The following is a 17,984-nucleotide window of genomic DNA, read 5'->3' on the forward strand; positions in this document are numbered from 1 at the left end:
CCCCCTATCGTGCCACTTCGGTGTGAGTGCCCTCGATGCCGTCGAGCGCCCTCTCGACCGCGCGCCCGGCCGCCCCGACACACGCTGGTACGCCGATGCCGTCCAGGTAGCTGCCGGCCACCGCGAGCCCCGGTGGCAGACCGGCACGCACGTCGGCGACCACGTCCGCGTGACCGGGCCCGTACTGCGGCATCGCGTCGATCCAGCGCTGTATCCGGGAATCGACGGGCCGCACCTGGAACCCGAACACGGTGGCCAGATCCTCGGCCGCCCAGGCCAACAGCTCGGCGTCGGACGCGGTGGCGGCCAGGTCGTCGCCGAACCGCCCGAACGACAGCCGCAGGAACTGCACGTCGCCCTGCAGGCCCCATTTGCGCGACGACAGCGTAATTGCCTTGGCCCGCAAGGGTTCTCCGCTGGCCATCAGCACACCCGAATAATCCGGGAAGGCGGTGTCACCCGGCACGGCGAGCGCCGCTACCGCCGACGACGCGCTAGTGATGCGGCGTGCGGCGGCTGCGCTGCGCGGGGCGATCGCGGAAAGCAACGGGGCCAGCCGCGGGGCGGAAATGGCCAGGACCACGGCGTCGGCGTTCCACGATGCACCGGTGCCGTCGCGCAGCGACCACCCGCGCTCGGCGCGGTCGAGCTGTACGACGGCCGACCGCACCCATCGTGACCGGCCGCGCTCGACGAGCGCGTCGATCAGCACCTGGTAGCCGCCGTCCAGCGCGCCGAACACCGGCGCTCCGCTGGCCGGTGGCACGCCCTGCCGGACCGCATCGGTCAGGCTGGTGGCGCCGCGGTCGAGGGCCGCCGCCACGCTGGGGACCGCGGCGCGCAGCCCGATCGTCGCCGCCGAGCCCGCGTAAACCCCGCTCAGCAGCGGGTCCACCGACCGCGCGACCACCTGCTCCCCGAACCGGTCGCCCACCAACTCGGCCACCGCCGGGTCACTGCCCGGCTGCCACGCCAGCGGGCGGGTGGGTTCGGCCTCGATGCGCGCGAGGGTGGCGTCGTCGACCAAACCGGTCAGCGACGCCGCCGACGACGGGATGCCGAGCACCGTGCCCGACGGCAGCGCGTGCAGCTCCCCCTGGCTGTAGATCAGTGGCCGCGCGCCGCTGGTGGCGAGTTGACGCTCCGACAAACCCAGCTCGGCCAACAGCGCCGGCATTTCCGGCCTGCGCCGCACGAAGGCCTCGGCACCCAGGTCCATCGGCCGCCCGGCAACCAACTCGGTCCGCAGGATCCCGCCCAGGCGATCGCCCGGCTCGAACAGGGTGATGCTCGCGTCGTCGCCGACGGCCTCACGCAGCCGATAGGCCGCTGTCAATCCCGAAATACCACCACCCACAACACAATACGATCTGACGCCCACTGTCCGGCTCCTCCTCCCGCCGTCCCGGCGCGCATCGTCGCCGGACGGGCTCATAGCGAGTGGACCAGCGACACCAGGTCGGTCAGCACGCCGGGGTCGGTCTCGGGCAGCACACCGTGGCCGAGGTTGAAGACGTGACCGGCGGCACCGGCGTCGACGGCACGGCGCCCGTCGTCGACCACCGACCGCGCGGCGCTCTCCACCGCGGGCCAGCCCGCCAGCAAGACCACCGGGTCGAGATTGCCCTGCAGCGCAGTACCCGGTTCGACCCGGGTCGCCGCGTCGATGAGCGAGGTTCGCCAGTCGACGCCGACCGTCGTCGCCGTGGCCGGCTTCAGGGCCGTCGACATCGCGCCCAGCAACTCGGCCGTCCCGACCCCGAAGTGCGTCATCGGTACGCCGTATTCGGCCAGGCTGGCGAATACCCTTGTGCTGTGCGGCAATACGTACTGGCGGTAATCGGCCAACGACAGCGTCCCCGCCCACGAGTCGAACACCTGGATGGCGTCGACCCCGGCATCGATTTGAGCGCGCAGGAACGCGATGGTGAGATCGGCCAGCTTCGCCATCAGCGCATGCCAGCTCGCCGGTTCGGCCAGCATCATCGCCTTGGTGCGGGCGTGATTACGGCTGGGCCCACCTTCGACCAGATAGGACGCCAGCGTGAACGGCGCACCGGCGAAACCGATCAGCGGAACCTGGCCCAGCGCGTCGACCAGCAGCCGCACCGCCTCGCATACCGGCTGAATCGCCTGTATTTCAAGGGGTTTCATCGCATCGATGTCGGCATCGGTGCGCACCGGGTGCGCGATCACCGGGCCGACGTCGGCGACGATGTCCAAGTCGATGCCCGCGGCGCGCAGCGGTACCACGATGTCGGAGAACAGGATCGCGGCGTCGACGTCGTGGCGCCGGATCGGCTGCAGGGTGATCTCGCAGACCACCTCGGGCTCAAAGCACGCCGCCAGCATGGTGTGGTGTTGGCGCAGCGCCCGGTACTCGGGCAGTGAGCGACCGGCCTGCCGCATGAACCACACCGGGATCCGGCCGGGTTTGCGTCCGGTGACGGCGGCCAGGTACGGCGACTCGGGAAGTGCGCGACGCGTGTTCATTGGCCTCAATGCTGCCACGCAGGCCGCAGCCCGTCCGGTGTGCCCGATGCCGCTGCGTAACATCGGCCTCGTGGCACTCGCACCGATCTCCGTCAATTACGACGAATTCCCCAGTCTCCGCTTCGAACCGGGCGACAACGGCGTCCTGACGCTGGTCCTCGACTCCCCCGGGCTGAATTCGGTCGGGCCGCAGATGCACCGCGATCTCGCCGATGTCTGGCCGGCGATCGACCGCGATCCCGCCGTGCGGGCCGTCCTGGTCCGCGGCGAGGGCAAAGCCTTTTCCTCCGGTGGCAGCTTTGACCTGATCGACGAGACCATCAACGACTACGAAGGCCGGATCCGCATCATGCGCGAGGCCCGCGACTTGGTGCTCAACATGATCAACTTCGACAAACCGGTGGTGTCGGCGATCCGGGGCCCGGCCGTCGGCGCCGGTCTGGTGGTGGCGCTGCTGGCCGATATCTCGGTCGCGGGCCGCACCGCCAAGCTCATCGACGGGCACACCAAGCTCGGGGTAGCCGCGGGAGACCATGCCGCGATCTGCTGGCCGTTGCTGGTCGGCATGGCCAAGGCCAAGTTCTACCTGCTCACCTGCGAGACGCTGATCGGCGAGGAGGCCGAGCGCATCGGCCTGGTCTCGACCTGCGTCGATGACGACGAGGTGCTGCCCACCGCGACCCGAATCGCCGACGACCTCGCGCAGGGCGCCCAGAACGCCATCCGCTGGACCAAGCACAGCCTCAATTCCTGGTACCGGATGTTCGCGCCGACCTTCGAAACGTCGCTTGGCCTGGAATTCCTCAGTTTCAGCGGCCCCGACGTGCAGGAGGGCCTGGCCGCCCACCGCGAGAAGCGCCCGGCGCGATTCACCGGCGGAAATACCCTCTGAGCAGGGTAAACAGCGGTTGACACCATCGTGTTGAGCATTGATAACGGCTTGGTCGCGGCGGGTGCGCAAATCGGCGCGCCTGTTTCGGCGTGTCGGTCGATGGGTCTAGCGTCGAACGCTGTGACCTCGACTGAACCGGCCCCCTTCCGCGAGGCCGTGGCGGCAATGAACGCCGTCAACGCGCGGCCGGAGATCGAGCTGGGCCCGATCCGGCCACCGCAGCGCCTGGCGCCCTTCAGCTACGCGCTGGGCGCCGAGGTCAAGCACCCCGACCTCGAAATCGTCCCCGAGCGCTCCGAGGGCGACGCGTTCGGCCGGCTGATCCTGCTGTACGACCCCGACGGCGCCGACGCATGGGACGGCACGATCCGCCTGGTCGCCTACATTCAGGCCGACCTGGACCCCAGCGAGGCCGTCGACCCCCTGCTGCCCGAAGTGGCGTGGAGCTGGTTGGTCGATGCGCTGGAATCGCGGACCGATCAGGTCACCGCCCTGGGCGGCACCGTCACCGCCACCACGTCGGTGCGCTACGGCGACATCTCCGGACCGCCGCGCGCCCACCAGCTGGAGCTGAGGGCCTCGTGGACGGCGATGACCCCCGAGATCGGTGTCCACGTTGAGGCGTTCTGCGAGGTGCTCGAGCACGCCTCGGGCCTGCCGCCTGTCGGGGTCACCGACCTGGGCTCGCGGTCACGCGCCTGACATGGGAGAACCGGCGGCCGCCGAGTCCGGCGACACCGAAGCCGACGGCACCGAACCCGCACCGACGCCGCTACTGCACCCCGCCGAGGGCATGCCCGAGCTTTCGGTGTCGGTGCGTCAGATCGCGGCGGCCGCAGAATTCCTCGGCGCCGGGCGTGGACCGTTCGCGGTGGACGCCGAGCGGGCGTCCGGGTTCCGCTACTCCAATCGCGCGTACCTGATTCAGATCCGGCGGGCCGAGGCCGGCACGGTACTCATCGACCCGGTCAGCCACGGCGCCGACCCGCTGACAGCGCTGCGGCCCGTCGCCGAGGTCCTCAGCGCCGACGAATGGATCCTGCACTCGGCCGATCAGGATCTGCCGTGCCTGGCCGAGGTCGGCATGCGGCCACCGGCGCTCTACGACACCGAGCTGGCCGGGCGCCTGGCCGGGTTCGACCGGGTGAACCTGGCCACCATGGTCGAGCGGCTGCTGGGGTTCGGATTGGTCAAGGGCCATGGCGCGGCCGACTGGTCCAAGCGCCCACTGCCCAGCGAATGGCTCAACTACGCGGCCCTCGACGTGGAACTGCTCATCGAGCTGCGCGCTGCGATTGCGGGAGTGCTCGCCGAGCAAGGCAAAACCGATTGGGCCGCACAGGAATTCGACCACCTGCGCACCGCGGGGGTGCGGGAAGCGACGCCGGCGGCCCGGCGGGACCGCTGGCGACGTACGTCGGGAATCCATCGGGTGCGCGACCGGCGCGCCCTGGCCGCGGTGCGCGAACTGTGGACGACGCGCGACGGGATCGCCCAGCGCCGCGACGTCGCGCCGCGGCGCATCCTGCCGGATTCGGCCATCATCGACGCCGCCACCGCCGACCCCAAGACGGTCGAGGAGCTGGTCGCATTGCCGGTGTTCGGTGGGCGCAACCAGCGCCGCAGCGCTGCGGTGTGGCTGGGCGCACTGCAAACCGCCCGCGACAGCAGCAATCAGCCCGAAGAGGCCGAGGCGCCGAACGGGCCACCGCCACCGGCCCGGTGGAGCCGGCGCAAGCCGGAGGCCGCCGTACGGTTGGAGGCGGCCCGGGCCGGATTGTCGAAAGTGTCTGAGCGAGTGGGGGTTCCGACGGAGAACCTGATCTCCCCCGACCTGGTGCGCCGGCTGTGCTGGGACTGGGAAGACACCGTGAACCCCGTCGACACCGTCGAGGAATTCTTGCGCACCGGTCACGCGCGGGCATGGCAGCGCGAACTGGTCGTCCCGGTGCTGGCCATAGCCGTACAGGCGCGGGCCGCCGAGGGCAGCTGAGGGCCGATCTCTCGCGGTGGCGTGCGCGCGCTGCAATAGCAGGCGCCGACGGTATCTACGCTGTAGAAACTCTTGCCTATGAAAATATTGGCGCACCGGGCCATGTCGAAGTGCTGTTAAGCTCACGATAAGACGCGAGCCCAGACTCAAAGAAGGGTCGGAGAAATGGTCGTTGCAGCATCAGAAATTGGCGGTCTCGTCGGAAGTCTGGCCGGCATCGGCAAAAATGCCGCCTCTCAAGATTGGATCGCGACGGGTTTAGGCGCAGGCGCATTGGGCATGGAAACGACCAAAATTATCGTCAAGGGCATCGCCGAGCGAAGAATAAAGGCCGAAATAGAACGAGGCCTTCAGGAGCGCACCAATCCCTGGGCGGCAGAGGTCCCGATTATCGAATGGGGCATCGTCGCCATTACGGTCTTCGAATTCTGCCTCGGTCTTGGTGATGCCAAGGGAATTGAATTCGACAACGCGCGCTCGAAGCTCGATTTGCCGAAGAGCGACTTGGAGTCGGCCTTTCCGGACAGCAGGTGGGAGGGTACCGGATCGCAGGAGTATGCCGGACAGAACCGAGCCCAATTGAACCGCGTGATCTTGATACGAGATCAAGATAAAGCAATGATGGACACCCTTACGTCCGAAGCCGCTCAGCTTACCGAAATACGCCGTGCCGTTGCGGGAATCAAGGATGGACTTACCGGGTGCATCTTTATTGCCCTGCTGATCAAAGCGTATGGCAGCGACGCCTCGTCATTGGTGTTTCAGAAAGTGGTTACCCTGGCCGCGATCACCGCGACGGTTAGTGCCATCGGCTACATGGAATTCTATTCGGGCACCGAGACCAGGCCGAAGGTAAAGAAAGTGGTCGAGGAATACGAGAAACTCATCACCGAAATGAAGACTTATCTGGAGGCTTCTCAATTAGCACTGTCCGCTGACACAGCGCCGGCGAAAGAGTCGAGAGTGTCCAGCTTCTCCAGCGGGTCCGGTGTGATTGGCATGCCCGACGCAGCCACGTCAGTCGACGACTCCACGCCAAGCACGTCGACGATCGTTCCCAGCCTGAGTCAGCTGATCCACATGTCGACCCAACCGGTGAGCGGCGTGCCCAGCGTGAACCAGCTGATTCAGGAACCCGCCCGGGCCGACGAGCTCTCAGGGCAAAGGTCGGCCCTGACTAACCCCGTCAACCCGCAGCCGGGGGCAACCACTCGGCAACGCAAAGCGGCGACAACCGCTACCGAGCAGGCCGCACCCGCGGGGGCCACTCCCGCGGATGCCCCCGTGAGCGGGGCTGCCGACGTCGCGGGTGCTGCAGCAGGCGCCGAGGCCTTCGCGCGCACACCCGACGAGCTGGCGGCACCCGGAGCCGAGCAGGCACCAGAGCCGAGTCGGCCGCAGCGCACCTTGTAATGCCCGCTGCGATTCAATATCGTTGCGGCCCAATCGATTAGCGGCGAGCTAACATCGAGGAGATACCATGACAAATCTGAGCGTCACATCAAAATATCTTGTGGACGTGCTGGCGAAAGCGCACCAGAGAACCACCATAAATTTCGAACAATCGGCGGGAGCGACCAGCGGAGTTGGCGTCAGCGTGTGGGTCAACCATGGCCTGGCCTGCGGACCCGGCAATGATGCGGTGGTGGAGGTCGAGGCTCGCCGCGCCCAGGCACTCGCACTCATGATCAAGGTTGCCGAAGACCTCGACAAAAAGCTACACAAGGCCGCCGAGCTGTATGAGGGCACCGACCACAAGGCCGCTGAGGATATTGCCAAACAGGTGCGTCCCTGAATTCGAGAGTAGGTTGCCGTGCCCGAGTATCCGTATGAGAACGAAGACGACCGCGATGATCTCTTCGCTGCGATGGACTTCTCCGCTGCCCAAGAAGACGCCGCCAAACGCGATACGTCGACTGCCCTTGACTTCTCGGCCACCGGCGACGGACAGGCCCAAACGTCAGCGATTGACCTGGCGCCCGTACACGCGACTGCCGAGCCCGAGGACACCGCGACGGTGCTGGAGGCCATCGATTCAGTGACGCACGCTCCCGAGGACGAGGAGACGAACGACGTCGCCCCGCTGTACACCGTGACGAACCCGCCTGGGACGGTCTCGGTGTCGGCACTCGGGGACGGCGCAATCGATCGGGTGGAGTTGTCAGCAGAGGTGACGCGCCTGACCGAAGCGCAGCTGGCCGAGGAAATACTCGTTGTGGCGCATTTGGCAACGCAGCAGGGCCAAGCAGCCCAGCACGAGTTCCTGTTGACGACGATGCGCGAGCTGGGGGCCGACGATCCCGATGCTCTACGCGACATGCTGGAGAAGGGCATGGAATTGGCCTCGCCGGAGCGAGCTGCCGAGACACAGGCCCACGTGTTCGGCACCCGATACCACAGCGATTGATCGCGGCAACGGCCAAATCGCTGCCGCTCAGCGTATTTCGATTAGGCCAGGCCCAACTTTTCCTTCATCGACCCGGCAATGCCGGCCAGGGATTCGACCAACCGTTGATGCTGAGCTTCATTGGCGGCATTCACGGCGACGGCCGCATTGGACAAGGCCTCGTTGACGCGCTGCTGGACCGTTTCAGCCCCCAGGCGCAGCAGGCCGTCTTCGATGCGGAGGTCGGTCAGGTTACGTTGCCCGTCCACCGTCACTTCGACGGTCTTGGTTTCGTCTGTGGCGGTGAAGGTTTCGGTGTGTGTTCGGTACATTTCGTCTTCGAGGGCCGACTGCAACTGCTGCCCGAACTCCAGCGCCTCAGCCATTTGCGGGTGTCGGTCTGCGCTCATTGACGAGGTCCTTCACGTGGGGGCTTGTCGTGCTGTTGCGTGGGCAAACACCGATGATGGCCTCGGTCCACAATTTCCATTGTATTGCTTCCGTCGGCCATCCGTCGCACCAATTGGTCTAGTCGAGCCGCTCGCGGATCTCGGCTTCGGCATCCGAAGTACCCAGTGCGGCAACCCAACCGGTGATCCGGCGTGCCACATCCTGGTCGGTGAGGCCGAGATCGGCCAACACCTCGCCGCGCGAGGCCTGCTCGAAAAACTCCTGGGGCAGCCCGACGTCGCGGCAGGGCATGTCGATGTCCGCGCTGCGAAGCGCGGCCGACACGGCTGATCCCACCCCGCCGTTGACGCCGTTGTCCTCCAGCGTAACGACGACTTTGTGCTGCGTCGCCAGCTCCAGGACGCCGTCGGACACCGGCAGCACCCAGCGCGGATCGACGACCGTCACGCCGATGCCCTGGTTGTGCAGCCGCTTGGCCACCGCCAGCGCCATCCGCGCGAACGCGCCGACGCCGACCAGCAGCACGTCGTGATTCAAGCCGTCGGCGGGGACCGCGAGCACATCGACACCGGACCGCCGTCCGATGGCCGGAATATCTTCGCCCACATCCCCTTTGGGGAACCGTATCGCCGTGGGGCCGTCGCCCACCTCCAGCGCCTCGCCGAGCTCTTCCCGCAGCCGGGTGGCGTCGCGGGGGGCGGCCACCCGGATGCCGGGCACGATGCCCAGCAGCGACAGGTCCCACATGCCGTTGTGGCTGGGGCCGTCGGAACCGGTGATGCCGGCGCGGTCGAGCACCATGGTCACGGGCAGCTTGTGCAGCGCGACATCCATCATGATCTGGTCGAACGCCCGGTTGAGGAACGTCGAGTAGATGGCCACCACCGGGTGCATCCCGCCCATCGCGAGCCCGGCCGCCGACGTCATCGCATGCTGCTCGGCGATGCCCACGTCGAACAGCCGGTCGGGGAATTTCTGCCCGAACGCCGACAACCCGGTGGGGCCGGGCATCGCCGCCGTGATGGCCACGATGTCGCGGCGCTTCTTCGCGTAGGCGATCAGCGCGTCGGAGAAGGTCGCCGTCCAGCCCGGGCCCGCGATCTTGGTGGCCTGCCCGGTCGCCGGGTCCAGCGGACCGGTGGAGTGCATCTGCTCGGCCTCGTCGGCCTCGGCCGGCCCGTAGCCCATCCCCTTGCGGGTGACGACGTGCACGATCACCGGGCCACCGAAGCCGCGGGCATGACGCAGCGCCGCCTCGACCGCGCGTTCGTCGTGGCCGTCGACCGGACCCAGGTATTTCAGGCCCAGGTCGGTGAACAGCAGCTGCGGCGACAGCGAATCCTTGATGCCCGCCTTGACGCTGTGCATGAAGCGGTAGGCGATCTTGCCGAAGAGCGGCATCGAGCGCACCACATCGCGGCCCTTTTCCAGCACCTGCTCGTAGGCCGGCTGCAGGCGCAGCGACGCCAGGTGGTCGGCGACACCGCCGATGGTGGGCGCATAGCTGCGGCCGTTGTCGTTGACCACGATGATCACCCGGCGATGGGAGGCGGCGATATTGTTCAGCGCCTCCCAGCACATTCCGCCGGTGAGCGCGCCGTCGCCGACCACCGCGACGACGTGGCGATTGCGGTGCCCGGTCAGTTCGAAGGCCTTGGCCAGGCCGTCGGCATAGGACAACGCCGCGCTGGCGTGACTGGATTCGACCCAGTCATGCTCGCTCTCGGCGCGCGACGGATACCCGGACAACCCGCCCTTTTTGCGCAGGTTTTCGAAGTCGTGGCAGCGGCCCGTCAGCATCTTGTGGACGTATGCCTGGTGGCCGGTGTCGAAGATGATGGGATCGTGCGGCGAATCGAACACCCGGTGCAGCGCCAGCGTCAGCTCGACGACACCGAGGTTCGGCCCCAAATGCCCCCCGGTGGCAGCAACCTTGTGGATCAGGAACTCGCGAATCTCCCCGGCCAGATCGCGGAGCTGCTGTTGGGAAAGGTACTGCAGATCGGCAGGGCCGCGGATCTGTTCCAGCATCCCGTAAGTCTACGCAGCACCGACTGGATCAGGGCGGGTCAATGTGTCACGTCCCACAGCGGGCGCATCGGGGCGCGACGGCCGGCAGCCCACCCAACGGGCGATCCGCCGTATTGTCTTCGACTATGCGTGCCGCGCAACTCGCCGAGGACTTCCCGGTGGTGACGGCCTACTCCGACGCGCTCGCCGCCGCGCGCCTACTCGCCGAGCACCGCCTGCCCGGCATCGTCGTCACCGACGAATCCGGCAAACCGTTCGCCGTGCTGCCCGCCTCCCAGGTGGTCCGCTTCATCGTGCCGAAGTACGTGCAGGAGGATCCGTCGTTGGCCGGGGTGCTCAGCGAGTCCATGGCCGATCGCGCCGCCGACAAGCTGGGCGGCAAAAAGGTCCGCGACGTGCTGCCCGACCACCTGGCCAACGTGCCGTGGGCGCACGCGGACGACACCATCATCGAGGTGGCGGCGGTGATGGCTCGGCTGCGCAGCCCGCTCATCGCGGTGGTCAAGGACAACAAGTTGGTCGGTGTCATCACCGCGTCGCGTCTGCTCGACGCGGCGCTCAACACCTGATACGCGAGCCGTGATCTCACAGGGGAATCGATGAGCGTCTTCGCGGTCGTCGTGTTTGTCGGCGCCTACCTGCTGATCGCCACCGAACGGCTCCCCAAGACGGCGGTGGCGCTGGCGGGCGCGGCCATCGTGATCACCTTGCCGGTGATCGACTCCGACGACGTGTTCTACTCGCACGCAACCGGAATCGACTGGGACGTCATCTTTTTGCTGCTGGGGATGATGATCATCGTCAGTGTGCTGCGGCAGACGGGTGTGTTCGAGTACACGGCGATCTGGGCCGCCAAGCGCGCCCGCGGTTCGCCGTTGCGGATCATGATCCTGCTGGTGCTGGTCACCGCGTTCGGCTCGGCCCTGCTGGACAACGTGACGACGGTGTTGCTGATCGCCCCGGTCACGCTGCTGGTGTGCGACAGGCTGGACATCGGCCCGGCGCCGTTCCTGATGGCCGAGGCGTTCGCGTCGAACATCGGCGGCACCGCGACGCTGATCGGGGACCCGCCCAGTATCGTCATCGCCAGCCGGGGCGGACTGAGTTTCAACGACTTTCTGATCCACGTCGCCCCGATCGCGATCCTCATACTCGCCGTCTTCATCGCGATGTTGCCGTTGCTGTTTCCGGGCGCCTTCGAGGTCGACCCCGAGCGGGTCGCCGACGTCATGACCCTCGAAGAGCGCGAGGCGATCCGCGATCCACGGCTGCTGATCAAATGCGGGGCGGTCCTGCTCGCGGTGCTGACCGGGTTCGTCGCCCACTCGGCCCTGCACACGGCCCCGTCGCTGGTGGCCATGCTGGGCGCCGGCATCCTCATTGTCATTTCCGGGCTGGAGCATGCGGACTACCTGTCCGGCGTCGAGTGGGAGACGCTGCTGTTCTTCGCCGGCCTGTTCGTGATGGTCGGGGCGCTGGTGAAGACGGGCGTGGTCGACCAGCTGGCCCGGTTGGCCGTCGAGGTGACCGGCGGGCAGCCGTTGCTGACGACGATGACGATCCTGGTCGCATCCTTCGTGATCAGCGGGGTGGTCAACAACGTCCCATATGCCGCGACGATGGCACCCATCGTGGCGCAGCTAATCCCCTCGATGCAGGGCCACGTGCACGGGCAGGTGTTGTGGTGGGCACTCGTGCTGGGCACCGACCTCGGTGGCAACCTGACCGCCGTCGGCGCCAGCGCCAACGTGGTCATCCTCGGGATCGCCAAGCGCGCCGACAGCCCCATCTCCTTCGCGGAATTCACTCGCAAGGGCATCGTCGTCACCCTGGTCTCCGCGGTGCTGTCCGCGGCCTATCTATGGTTGCGCTACTTCGTCTTTGCCTAACGCGTCAGCAAAGCAACGCATTCGATGTGGTGGGTCAGCGGGAAGGCGTCGAAGACCTTGATCTCCGCGACGGCGTAGCCATGCCCGCGGTACAGGCCGATATCGCGCGCGAAAGACGCTGCTTCACAACCGATATGGACCACCCGCGACACCCCGGCGGCGGCCAGCAGGTCGATCACCTCGCGCCCGGCGCCCGATCGGGGCGGGTCCAGCACCGCCACGTCGGCGCCGGCGCGCTGTGCCTGAAGCACCCGGCGCACCGAATCGGTGACGACGTCGACCTGCGGCAGGTCGGCCAGCGCGGCACGGGCCGCCCGCGACGACGCGCGCGAGGTGTCGACGCTGAGCACCCGACCGGACTCCCCCACCGCGCCGGCCAGCGCCGCGGCGAAAACGCCTGCGCCGCCGTAGAGATCCCAGACCCGCGTGCCGGCGCGCGGCTGCGCCCATTCGGCAACCAGATCGCTGTACACCCGCGCCGCCTCCCGGTGGGCCTGCCAGAAGGCCGTCACCGGCACCTGCCAGGCGCGCTGCCCCACCCGCTGCACGACCTCGTAACTGCCCTCGACGACCTTGGTTGCGGTGCGTCCACCCTGGCGCAGGGTGCGCACCACATGGCGCTGGCCGTCGTCGTCGATGGCCACATGCAACTGCGCGCTCGGCGGCCAGTCCACCGCGTCCAGTCCGTCCAGCATGCCGGCCGGCAGCTGGGCGCAATGCAGATCGGTCACCAGCTCGTCGCTGTGGTAGCGGTGAAACCCGGGGCGATGATCGGTGCCCACGTCGAGCCGGACCCTGGTGCGCCATCCGGTGGGGCCGGAGTCCGACAGCGGCTCGGCGTCACCGTTCCAGCGATGCCCGCCCAGCCGTTCCAGCTGATTGGCCACGACGTCTGCTTTGAGCGCGCGGGCCGCCGCCGGGCCGACGAATGCCAGATCGCAACACCCGGCGCCGTCCACGCCGGCGATCGGGCACAGCGACGCAATCCGATCAACCGACGGCTCGAGTACCTCCAAAACCTCGGCGTGCCAATAGGATCCACGGTCAGCGGTGACACGCACCCGAACCCGTTCGCCGGGCAGCGCGTAGCGCACGAACACCACTCGGCCTTCGTGATGGGCCACGCAGCTGCCGCCGTTGGCGGGAGCGCCGGTGACCAGCGTCAGTTCCGGTCTCACCGGTAACGCTGTGAGTTCGGGTCGCATGGGGGATGCCTCATCCGAATCGGCGGACTCAGTCGAAGATTCCGCGCCGGGCGTCGCCGGGCGCCGCGTGCGGCTGCAGGGTCTTCAGTCGCTCCGAGGAATTCAACTGCCAGGGAACCGAAGTCACCATCACATTGGGCATGAACAACAACCGGCCTTTGAGCCGCAGAGCACTTTGGTTGTGCAGCAACTGCTCCCACCAGTGGCCCACGACGTACTCCGGGATGAACACCGTCACCACGGTCCGCGGCGACTCTTTGGCGAGCCGCTTGACGTAATCGAGTACCGGGCTCGTGATGTCGCGATAGGGCGAAGCAATGACTTTCAGCGGAACGCTGACATTGCTGTGCTCCCAATCATGCACCAGCGCACGGGTTTCCACATCGTCCACACTGACCGTGACCGCCTCGAGCGCATCGGGGCGGGTAGCGCGCGCGTAGGCCAGCGCGCGCAGGGTCGGCAGATGTAGCTTCGACACCAGCACCAGGGCGTGATTGCGGCTCGGCAGCACCACGTCGTGTTGGGCAGCGGCTTGCTGCTCCAGTTCCCGGCCGACCGTGGTGTAGTGCCTGCGGATCATCTTCATGATGATGAACAGTGCGCCCATCGCGACGATGGCGATCCACGCCCCGGCGAGAAACTTGGTGACCAGCACCACCAACAGCACCGCACCGGTGGACAGCAGGCCGACCGTATTGACCACTCTCGAGCGCATCATCTTGCTCCGCGCCTTCGGGTCGGTCTCGTTGCGCAACAGGCGAGTCCAGTGCCGCACCATGCCTATTTGGCTCAGCGTGAACGATATGAACACGCCGACGATGTAGAGCTGGATCAGCGCGGTCACTTCACCGCGGAACGCGACGACGAACGCGAGGGCCGCCGCCGACAGGAACAGGATCCCGTTGGAGAACGCCAGGCGGTCTCCGCGGGTGTGCAGCTGGCGCGGCAGATAGCTGTGCTGCGCCAGCACCGAGCCAAGCACCGGGAATCCGTTGAACGCGGTATTGGCCGCCAGCACCAAGATCAGCGCGGTCACCGTGGCGATGAGCAGAAACCCGATTCGGAAGCTGCCGAACACCGTCTCCGCCAGCTGCGTGACCAGTGTCTTCTGCATGTAGTCGGCCGGGACGCCACCCAGCTGCGTGGCAGGATCATCGACCAGCTGCACGTGGATCTGCTGGGCCAGCACGATAATGCCCATCAGCAAGATGACCGCGATGGTGCCGAGCATCAGCAGAGTCGTTGCGGCGTTGCGCGACTTGGGTTTCTGAAACGCCGGCACCCCATTGCTGATCGCCTCGACACCGGTCAGCGCCGCGCAGCCCGACGAGAACGAACGGGCCAGCAGGAACACAAACGCGAAACCGACGATCTGGCCGTGCTCGGCGTGCATCTGGAAGCCGGCAGATTCGGCCCGCAGCGGATTGCCCAGCACATAGATCCGGATCAACCCCCACCCGATCATCACGACGACGCCGACGATGAACGCGTAGGTCGGGATCGCGAAGGCCGCCCCGGACTCGCGGATCCCGCGCAGGTTTAACGCCATCACGAGCACGATCGCGACCACACAGAACCACACCTTGTTCTCGGCCACGACCGGGAGCGCCGATCCTATGTTCGCCATCGCCGACGAAGTCGAAACAGCAACGGTCAGAACGTAATCCACCATCAGGGCGCTCGCCACAACGAGGCCGGCAGTCTCGCCGAGATTCGTCGTCACGACCTCGTAATCACCGCCGCCGGACGGGTAGGCATGCACGTTCTGGCGGTAGCTGGCCACCACCACCAGCATGACCGCCGCCACCGCGAGCCCGATCCACGGTGTCAGTGCATACGCGGCCGCCCCCGCCACCGAGAGCATCAGAAAGATTTCCTCCGGCGCATAAGCCACCGAGGACAAGGCGTCCGAAGCGAACACCGGCAGGGCGATGCGCTTGGGCAGCAGGGTGTGGCTCAGCCGGTCGCTGCGTTGCGGCCTGCCGATGAGCAACCGGCGTGCTGCGGTTGAAAGTTTGGACACGAGAGCCAAGAGTAAGCGCTAGCGGCGTTGCCGGTAGCGTTCGTACACGAGAATGTTAGCGACCGAATCGGCTGGCCAACGCGCGTTGCCGAGCAAGTGACACGTATAGGACCGACCGAGAGGACCTGCAGTGCGGGTGGTTGTGATGGGCTGCGGCCGGGTCGGCTCTTCGTTGGCCGGTGGGCTGTCCCGAATCGGGCACGACGTCGCGGTGATCGACCGCGACAGCACCGCATTCAATCGGTTGAACCCGGAGTTTGCCGGGGAACGGGTACTGGGCCAGGGATTCGACCGAGATGTTCTGCTGAGGGCCGGTATCGAGGAAGCCGACGCGTTCGCGGCGGTGTCATCCGGGGACAACTCCAACATCATCTCCGCCCGATTGGCCCGCGAGACTTTCGGAGTTAACCGCGTCGTCGCCCGGATCTATGACGCCAAGCGCGCCGAGGTCTACGAACGGCTCGGCATCCCAACGATTGCCACGGTGCCGTGGACCACCGATCGGCTGCTCAATGTGTTGACGCGGGAAAGCGAGACCGCCAAATGGCGGGATCCCACCGGAACCGTCGCCGTCGCCGAGGTGGATCTGCACGAGGACTGGGTTGGGCGGCGCGCCACCGATTTGGAACAGGCCACCGGCGCCCGGGTGGCGTTCTTGATCCGCTTCGGAACGGGCATCTTGCCGGAACCCAAGACCGTCATCCAGGCCGGCGATCAGGTCTACATCGCCGCGATATCGGGCCGCGCCGCCGAGGCCGTCGCCATCGCGGGACTACCGCCCGGTGACGACATCGATTCGGGAGCAAGCCGATGACCCGGGCAATCGACACAAAGGAACGACGCACATGAAGGTAGCTGTCGCCGGGGCCGGTGCCGTCGGCCGTTCGGTCGCTCGTGAACTCATCGAAAACGGCCACAAGATCACCCTGATCGAGCGCAACCCCGACCACATCGACGTCGACGCCATCCCGGCCGCGCACTGGCATCTGGGCGACGCCTGCGAACTGAGCCTGCTGCAGTCGGTCCATCTCGAGGACTTCGACGTTGTCGTCGCCGCGACCGGCGACGACAAGGTCAACGTGGTGCTTTCCCTGCTGGCGAAGACTGAGTTCGCGGTGCCCAGCGTGGTGGCCCGCGTCAACGATCCCCGCAACGAATGGCTGTTCACCGACGCCTGGGGTGTCGACAAGGCCGTATCGACCCCGCGCATGCTGGCGTCGCTGATCGAAGAAGCCGTCGCCGTGGGTGATCTGGTGCGGCTCATGGAATTCCGCAAGGGTCAGGCCAACCTGGTCGAGATCACCCTGCCCGACGACACACCGTGGGGCGGCAAGCCGGTGCGCCGGCTGCAGCTGCCCAGGGATGCCGCGCTGGTGACGATCCTGCGCGGCGCGCGCGTCATCGTGCCGGAGGCCGACGAACCTTTGGAAGGCGGCGACGAGCTGCTCTTCGTCGCGGTCACCGAGGCCGAAGAAGACCTGCGCAAACTGCTGTTGCCCGCGGTCGCGCCGACCGTCGACTAGTCGCGGATGGTGTCCGCGTTGTCCAGCTCGGTGGCCGCGGTGGCGTCGCCGTCGGGTAGCTCACGGCCGGCCAGGGCGCGCAGCACGACCTTGATCGCCGCATAGGTCACCAGCGCCGCCAGCGCGGTCAACGGCCAGCCCATCGCGATCCGCGCCGCGGCCAGCCACCCCGTCTGGTCGGCTTCGTAGAGGAGTCGCTGCACCACGAAGCGCGCGGCGAACACCAGCGTCCAGCACACCGTGGCAATGTCGAAGGCGTAGACGGCCCGGGGCACGCCCCGCCACGCGCGGTCGCGACCGCTGGCCCAGCTCCAGGCGTAGCCGACGACGGGCCGCCGGATCAGGACCGATACCGCGAAGAGCACCGCCCACAGCAGCGACGTCCAGATGCCCAGCAGGAAGTAGCCTTTGGACGCACCCACCACGTAGGCGATCAGCGCGCACACGGCCACCCCGAAGAACCCGGAGAACGCCGGCTGTGTGGATTCCCGCCGGATCAGTCGCCACACCAGCACCAGCGCGGCGACGCCCATCGCCGATGCAACCGCGGGCAGCAAACCGAAGAGACCGGAAACCGCCACGAAGACCACGACCGGTAGTGACGAGTAGATCAGACCACTGACACCGCCGAGCTGCGCAAGCAGGCGATCCGGGCTAGTACGACGGGAGCCGTTTTGAGGCAGGGTCAACGCTGAATTTCGTAGTGCGGGTTGTAAATCGCCTTGGTTCCGTTGTCCAGCTTGCCCATCCGGCCCCGGACGCGCAGCGTGCGGCCCGAGTCGATGCCGGGGATGCGGCGCTGGCCCAACCAGACCAGCGTGACGGTGTCGCTACCGTCGAACAGCTCGGCGCGGACACCGCCCGCGCAGTCCTTGCCGTTGCATTCGACGCTGCGCAGCGTGCCGATCATCGTGACTTCCTGGCCGCGCTCGCAGTCGATGGCGCGCTGGGCGCCGGTGCTGGCGACCTCGTCGGACAGCTCTGCGGAGTCAAGATCTTCCGGAGCCTCCGTCAGCCGGCGGGTCAGCCGGCGCAGATAACTCTGGGCCCCCATGGCGACTCCTGACGATGCCGGTAAAGCTGCGGTGCTTGTTCCATGCCAACGGACACGGTAAACCCGAAAGTTCCCTGATGCCAA

General features: G+C 67.0%; 18 protein-coding genes. 10 read left to right on the forward strand and 8 right to left on the reverse strand.

The window, feature by feature from the left end; genetic code table 11:
* Window positions 1-4 precede the first annotated feature (4 nt).
* Entirely contained in the window at window positions 5-1,381 is a 1,377-nt protein-coding gene (locus tag MNAB215_RS27975; protein WP_108637722.1) for a protoporphyrinogen oxidase, read from the reverse strand.
* Window positions 1,382-1,431: 50 nt separating this feature from the next.
* Entirely contained in the window at window positions 1,432-2,493 is a 1,062-nt protein-coding gene (gene hemE / locus MNAB215_RS27980; protein WP_077081652.1) for a uroporphyrinogen decarboxylase, read from the reverse strand.
* 85 nt (window positions 2,494-2,578) lie between these two features.
* On the opposite strand from hemE, the gene MNAB215_RS27985 reads away from it, so the two are divergent.
* From MNAB215_RS27985 to MNAB215_RS28010, 6 genes are all read left to right on the forward strand, one after another.
* Window positions 2,579-3,385, forward strand: coding sequence for an enoyl-CoA hydratase/isomerase family protein (locus tag MNAB215_RS27985; protein WP_108637817.1), 807 nt, complete (start codon window positions 2,579-2,581; stop codon window positions 3,383-3,385).
* 99 nt (window positions 3,386-3,484) lie between these two features.
* The gene (locus MNAB215_RS27990) at window positions 3,485-4,087 is read left to right on the forward strand and encodes a DUF3000 domain-containing protein (protein ID WP_077082408.1); all 603 of its coding nucleotides are present in this window, start codon (window positions 3,485-3,487) and stop codon (window positions 4,085-4,087) included.
* Window position 4,088: 1 nt separating this feature from the next.
* The gene (locus tag MNAB215_RS27995) at window positions 4,089-5,378 is read left to right on the forward strand and encodes an HRDC domain-containing protein (protein WP_077081653.1); all 1,290 of its coding nucleotides are present in this window, start codon (window positions 4,089-4,091) and stop codon (window positions 5,376-5,378) included.
* A gap of 165 nt (window positions 5,379-5,543) precedes the next feature.
* A complete protein-coding gene (locus MNAB215_RS28000; RefSeq protein WP_131829181.1) occupies window positions 5,544-6,791 on the forward strand; it encodes an EspA/EspE family type VII secretion system effector in 1,248 nt (415 codons plus the stop codon).
* A gap of 67 nt (window positions 6,792-6,858) precedes the next feature.
* Window positions 6,859-7,173 carry an ESX-1 secretion-associated protein gene (locus MNAB215_RS28005; RefSeq protein WP_077081655.1) on the forward strand — a complete coding sequence of 105 codons (315 nt, stop codon included), beginning with the start codon at window positions 6,859-6,861 and terminating at the stop codon, window positions 7,171-7,173.
* 18 nt (window positions 7,174-7,191) lie between these two features.
* Complete coding sequence (locus tag MNAB215_RS28010; protein ID WP_083746279.1) at window positions 7,192-7,785, forward strand: hypothetical protein; 594 nt, start codon at window positions 7,192-7,194, stop codon at window positions 7,783-7,785.
* 41 nt (window positions 7,786-7,826) lie between these two features.
* Here MNAB215_RS28010 and MNAB215_RS28015 read toward each other — a convergent pair whose 3' ends face one another.
* Window positions 7,827-8,174: a YbaB/EbfC family nucleoid-associated protein gene (locus MNAB215_RS28015; RefSeq protein ID WP_077081656.1), complete on the reverse strand. Its 348-nt coding sequence runs from the start codon at window positions 8,172-8,174 to the stop codon at window positions 7,827-7,829.
* A 118-nt stretch (window positions 8,175-8,292) separates the two neighbouring features.
* Entirely contained in the window at window positions 8,293-10,206 is a 1,914-nt protein-coding gene (gene dxs, locus MNAB215_RS28020) for a 1-deoxy-D-xylulose-5-phosphate synthase (RefSeq protein ID WP_077081657.1), read from the reverse strand.
* 125 nt (window positions 10,207-10,331) lie between these two features.
* On the opposite strand from dxs, the gene MNAB215_RS28025 reads away from it, so the two are divergent.
* Window positions 10,332-10,775, forward strand: a complete 444-nt coding sequence (locus MNAB215_RS28025; protein WP_077081658.1) for a CBS domain-containing protein — start codon at window positions 10,332-10,334, stop codon at window positions 10,773-10,775.
* Window positions 10,776-10,805: 30 nt separating this feature from the next.
* Entirely contained in the window at window positions 10,806-12,095 is a 1,290-nt protein-coding gene (locus MNAB215_RS28030; RefSeq protein ID WP_077081659.1) for an ArsB/NhaD family transporter, read from the forward strand.
* Here the strand turns inward: MNAB215_RS28030 and MNAB215_RS28035 are convergent.
* Window positions 12,092-13,300: a class I SAM-dependent RNA methyltransferase gene (locus tag MNAB215_RS28035; protein WP_077081660.1), complete on the reverse strand. Its 1,209-nt coding sequence runs from the start codon at window positions 13,298-13,300 to the stop codon at window positions 12,092-12,094. The genes MNAB215_RS28030 and MNAB215_RS28035 overlap by 4 nt on opposite strands.
* A 28-nt stretch (window positions 13,301-13,328) precedes the next feature.
* Window positions 13,329-15,323: an APC family permease gene (locus MNAB215_RS28040; protein ID WP_077081661.1), complete on the reverse strand. Its 1,995-nt coding sequence runs from the start codon at window positions 15,321-15,323 to the stop codon at window positions 13,329-13,331.
* A 130-nt stretch (window positions 15,324-15,453) separates the two neighbouring features.
* On the opposite strand from MNAB215_RS28040, the gene MNAB215_RS28045 reads away from it, so the two are divergent.
* A complete protein-coding gene (locus MNAB215_RS28045) occupies window positions 15,454-16,137 on the forward strand; it encodes a potassium channel family protein (protein ID WP_108637723.1) in 684 nt (227 codons plus the stop codon).
* 31 nt (window positions 16,138-16,168) lie between these two features.
* Window positions 16,169-16,846 (forward strand): potassium channel family protein, encoded by a 678-nt coding sequence (locus MNAB215_RS28050; protein WP_077081662.1) that lies wholly within the window; start codon window positions 16,169-16,171, stop codon window positions 16,844-16,846.
* Here MNAB215_RS28050 and MNAB215_RS28055 read toward each other — a convergent pair.
* Together MNAB215_RS28055 and MNAB215_RS28060 are read right to left on the reverse strand one after the other, a co-directional pair.
* On the reverse strand, window positions 16,843-17,529 hold the full coding sequence (locus tag MNAB215_RS28055) for a DUF3159 domain-containing protein (protein WP_077082411.1): 687 nt from the start codon (window positions 17,527-17,529) through the stop codon (window positions 16,843-16,845). The genes MNAB215_RS28050 and MNAB215_RS28055 overlap by 4 nt on opposite strands.
* A 2-nt stretch (window positions 17,530-17,531) precedes the next feature.
* Window positions 17,532-17,900 (reverse strand): OB-fold nucleic acid binding domain-containing protein, encoded by a 369-nt coding sequence (locus MNAB215_RS28060; protein ID WP_077081663.1) that lies wholly within the window; start codon window positions 17,898-17,900, stop codon window positions 17,532-17,534.
* Window positions 17,901-17,984: the final 84 nt, after the last annotated feature.

Source organism: Mycobacterium numidiamassiliense (genome assembly GCF_900157365.1).
GTDB lineage: Bacteria > Actinomycetota > Actinomycetes > Mycobacteriales > Mycobacteriaceae > Mycobacterium > Mycobacterium numidiamassiliense.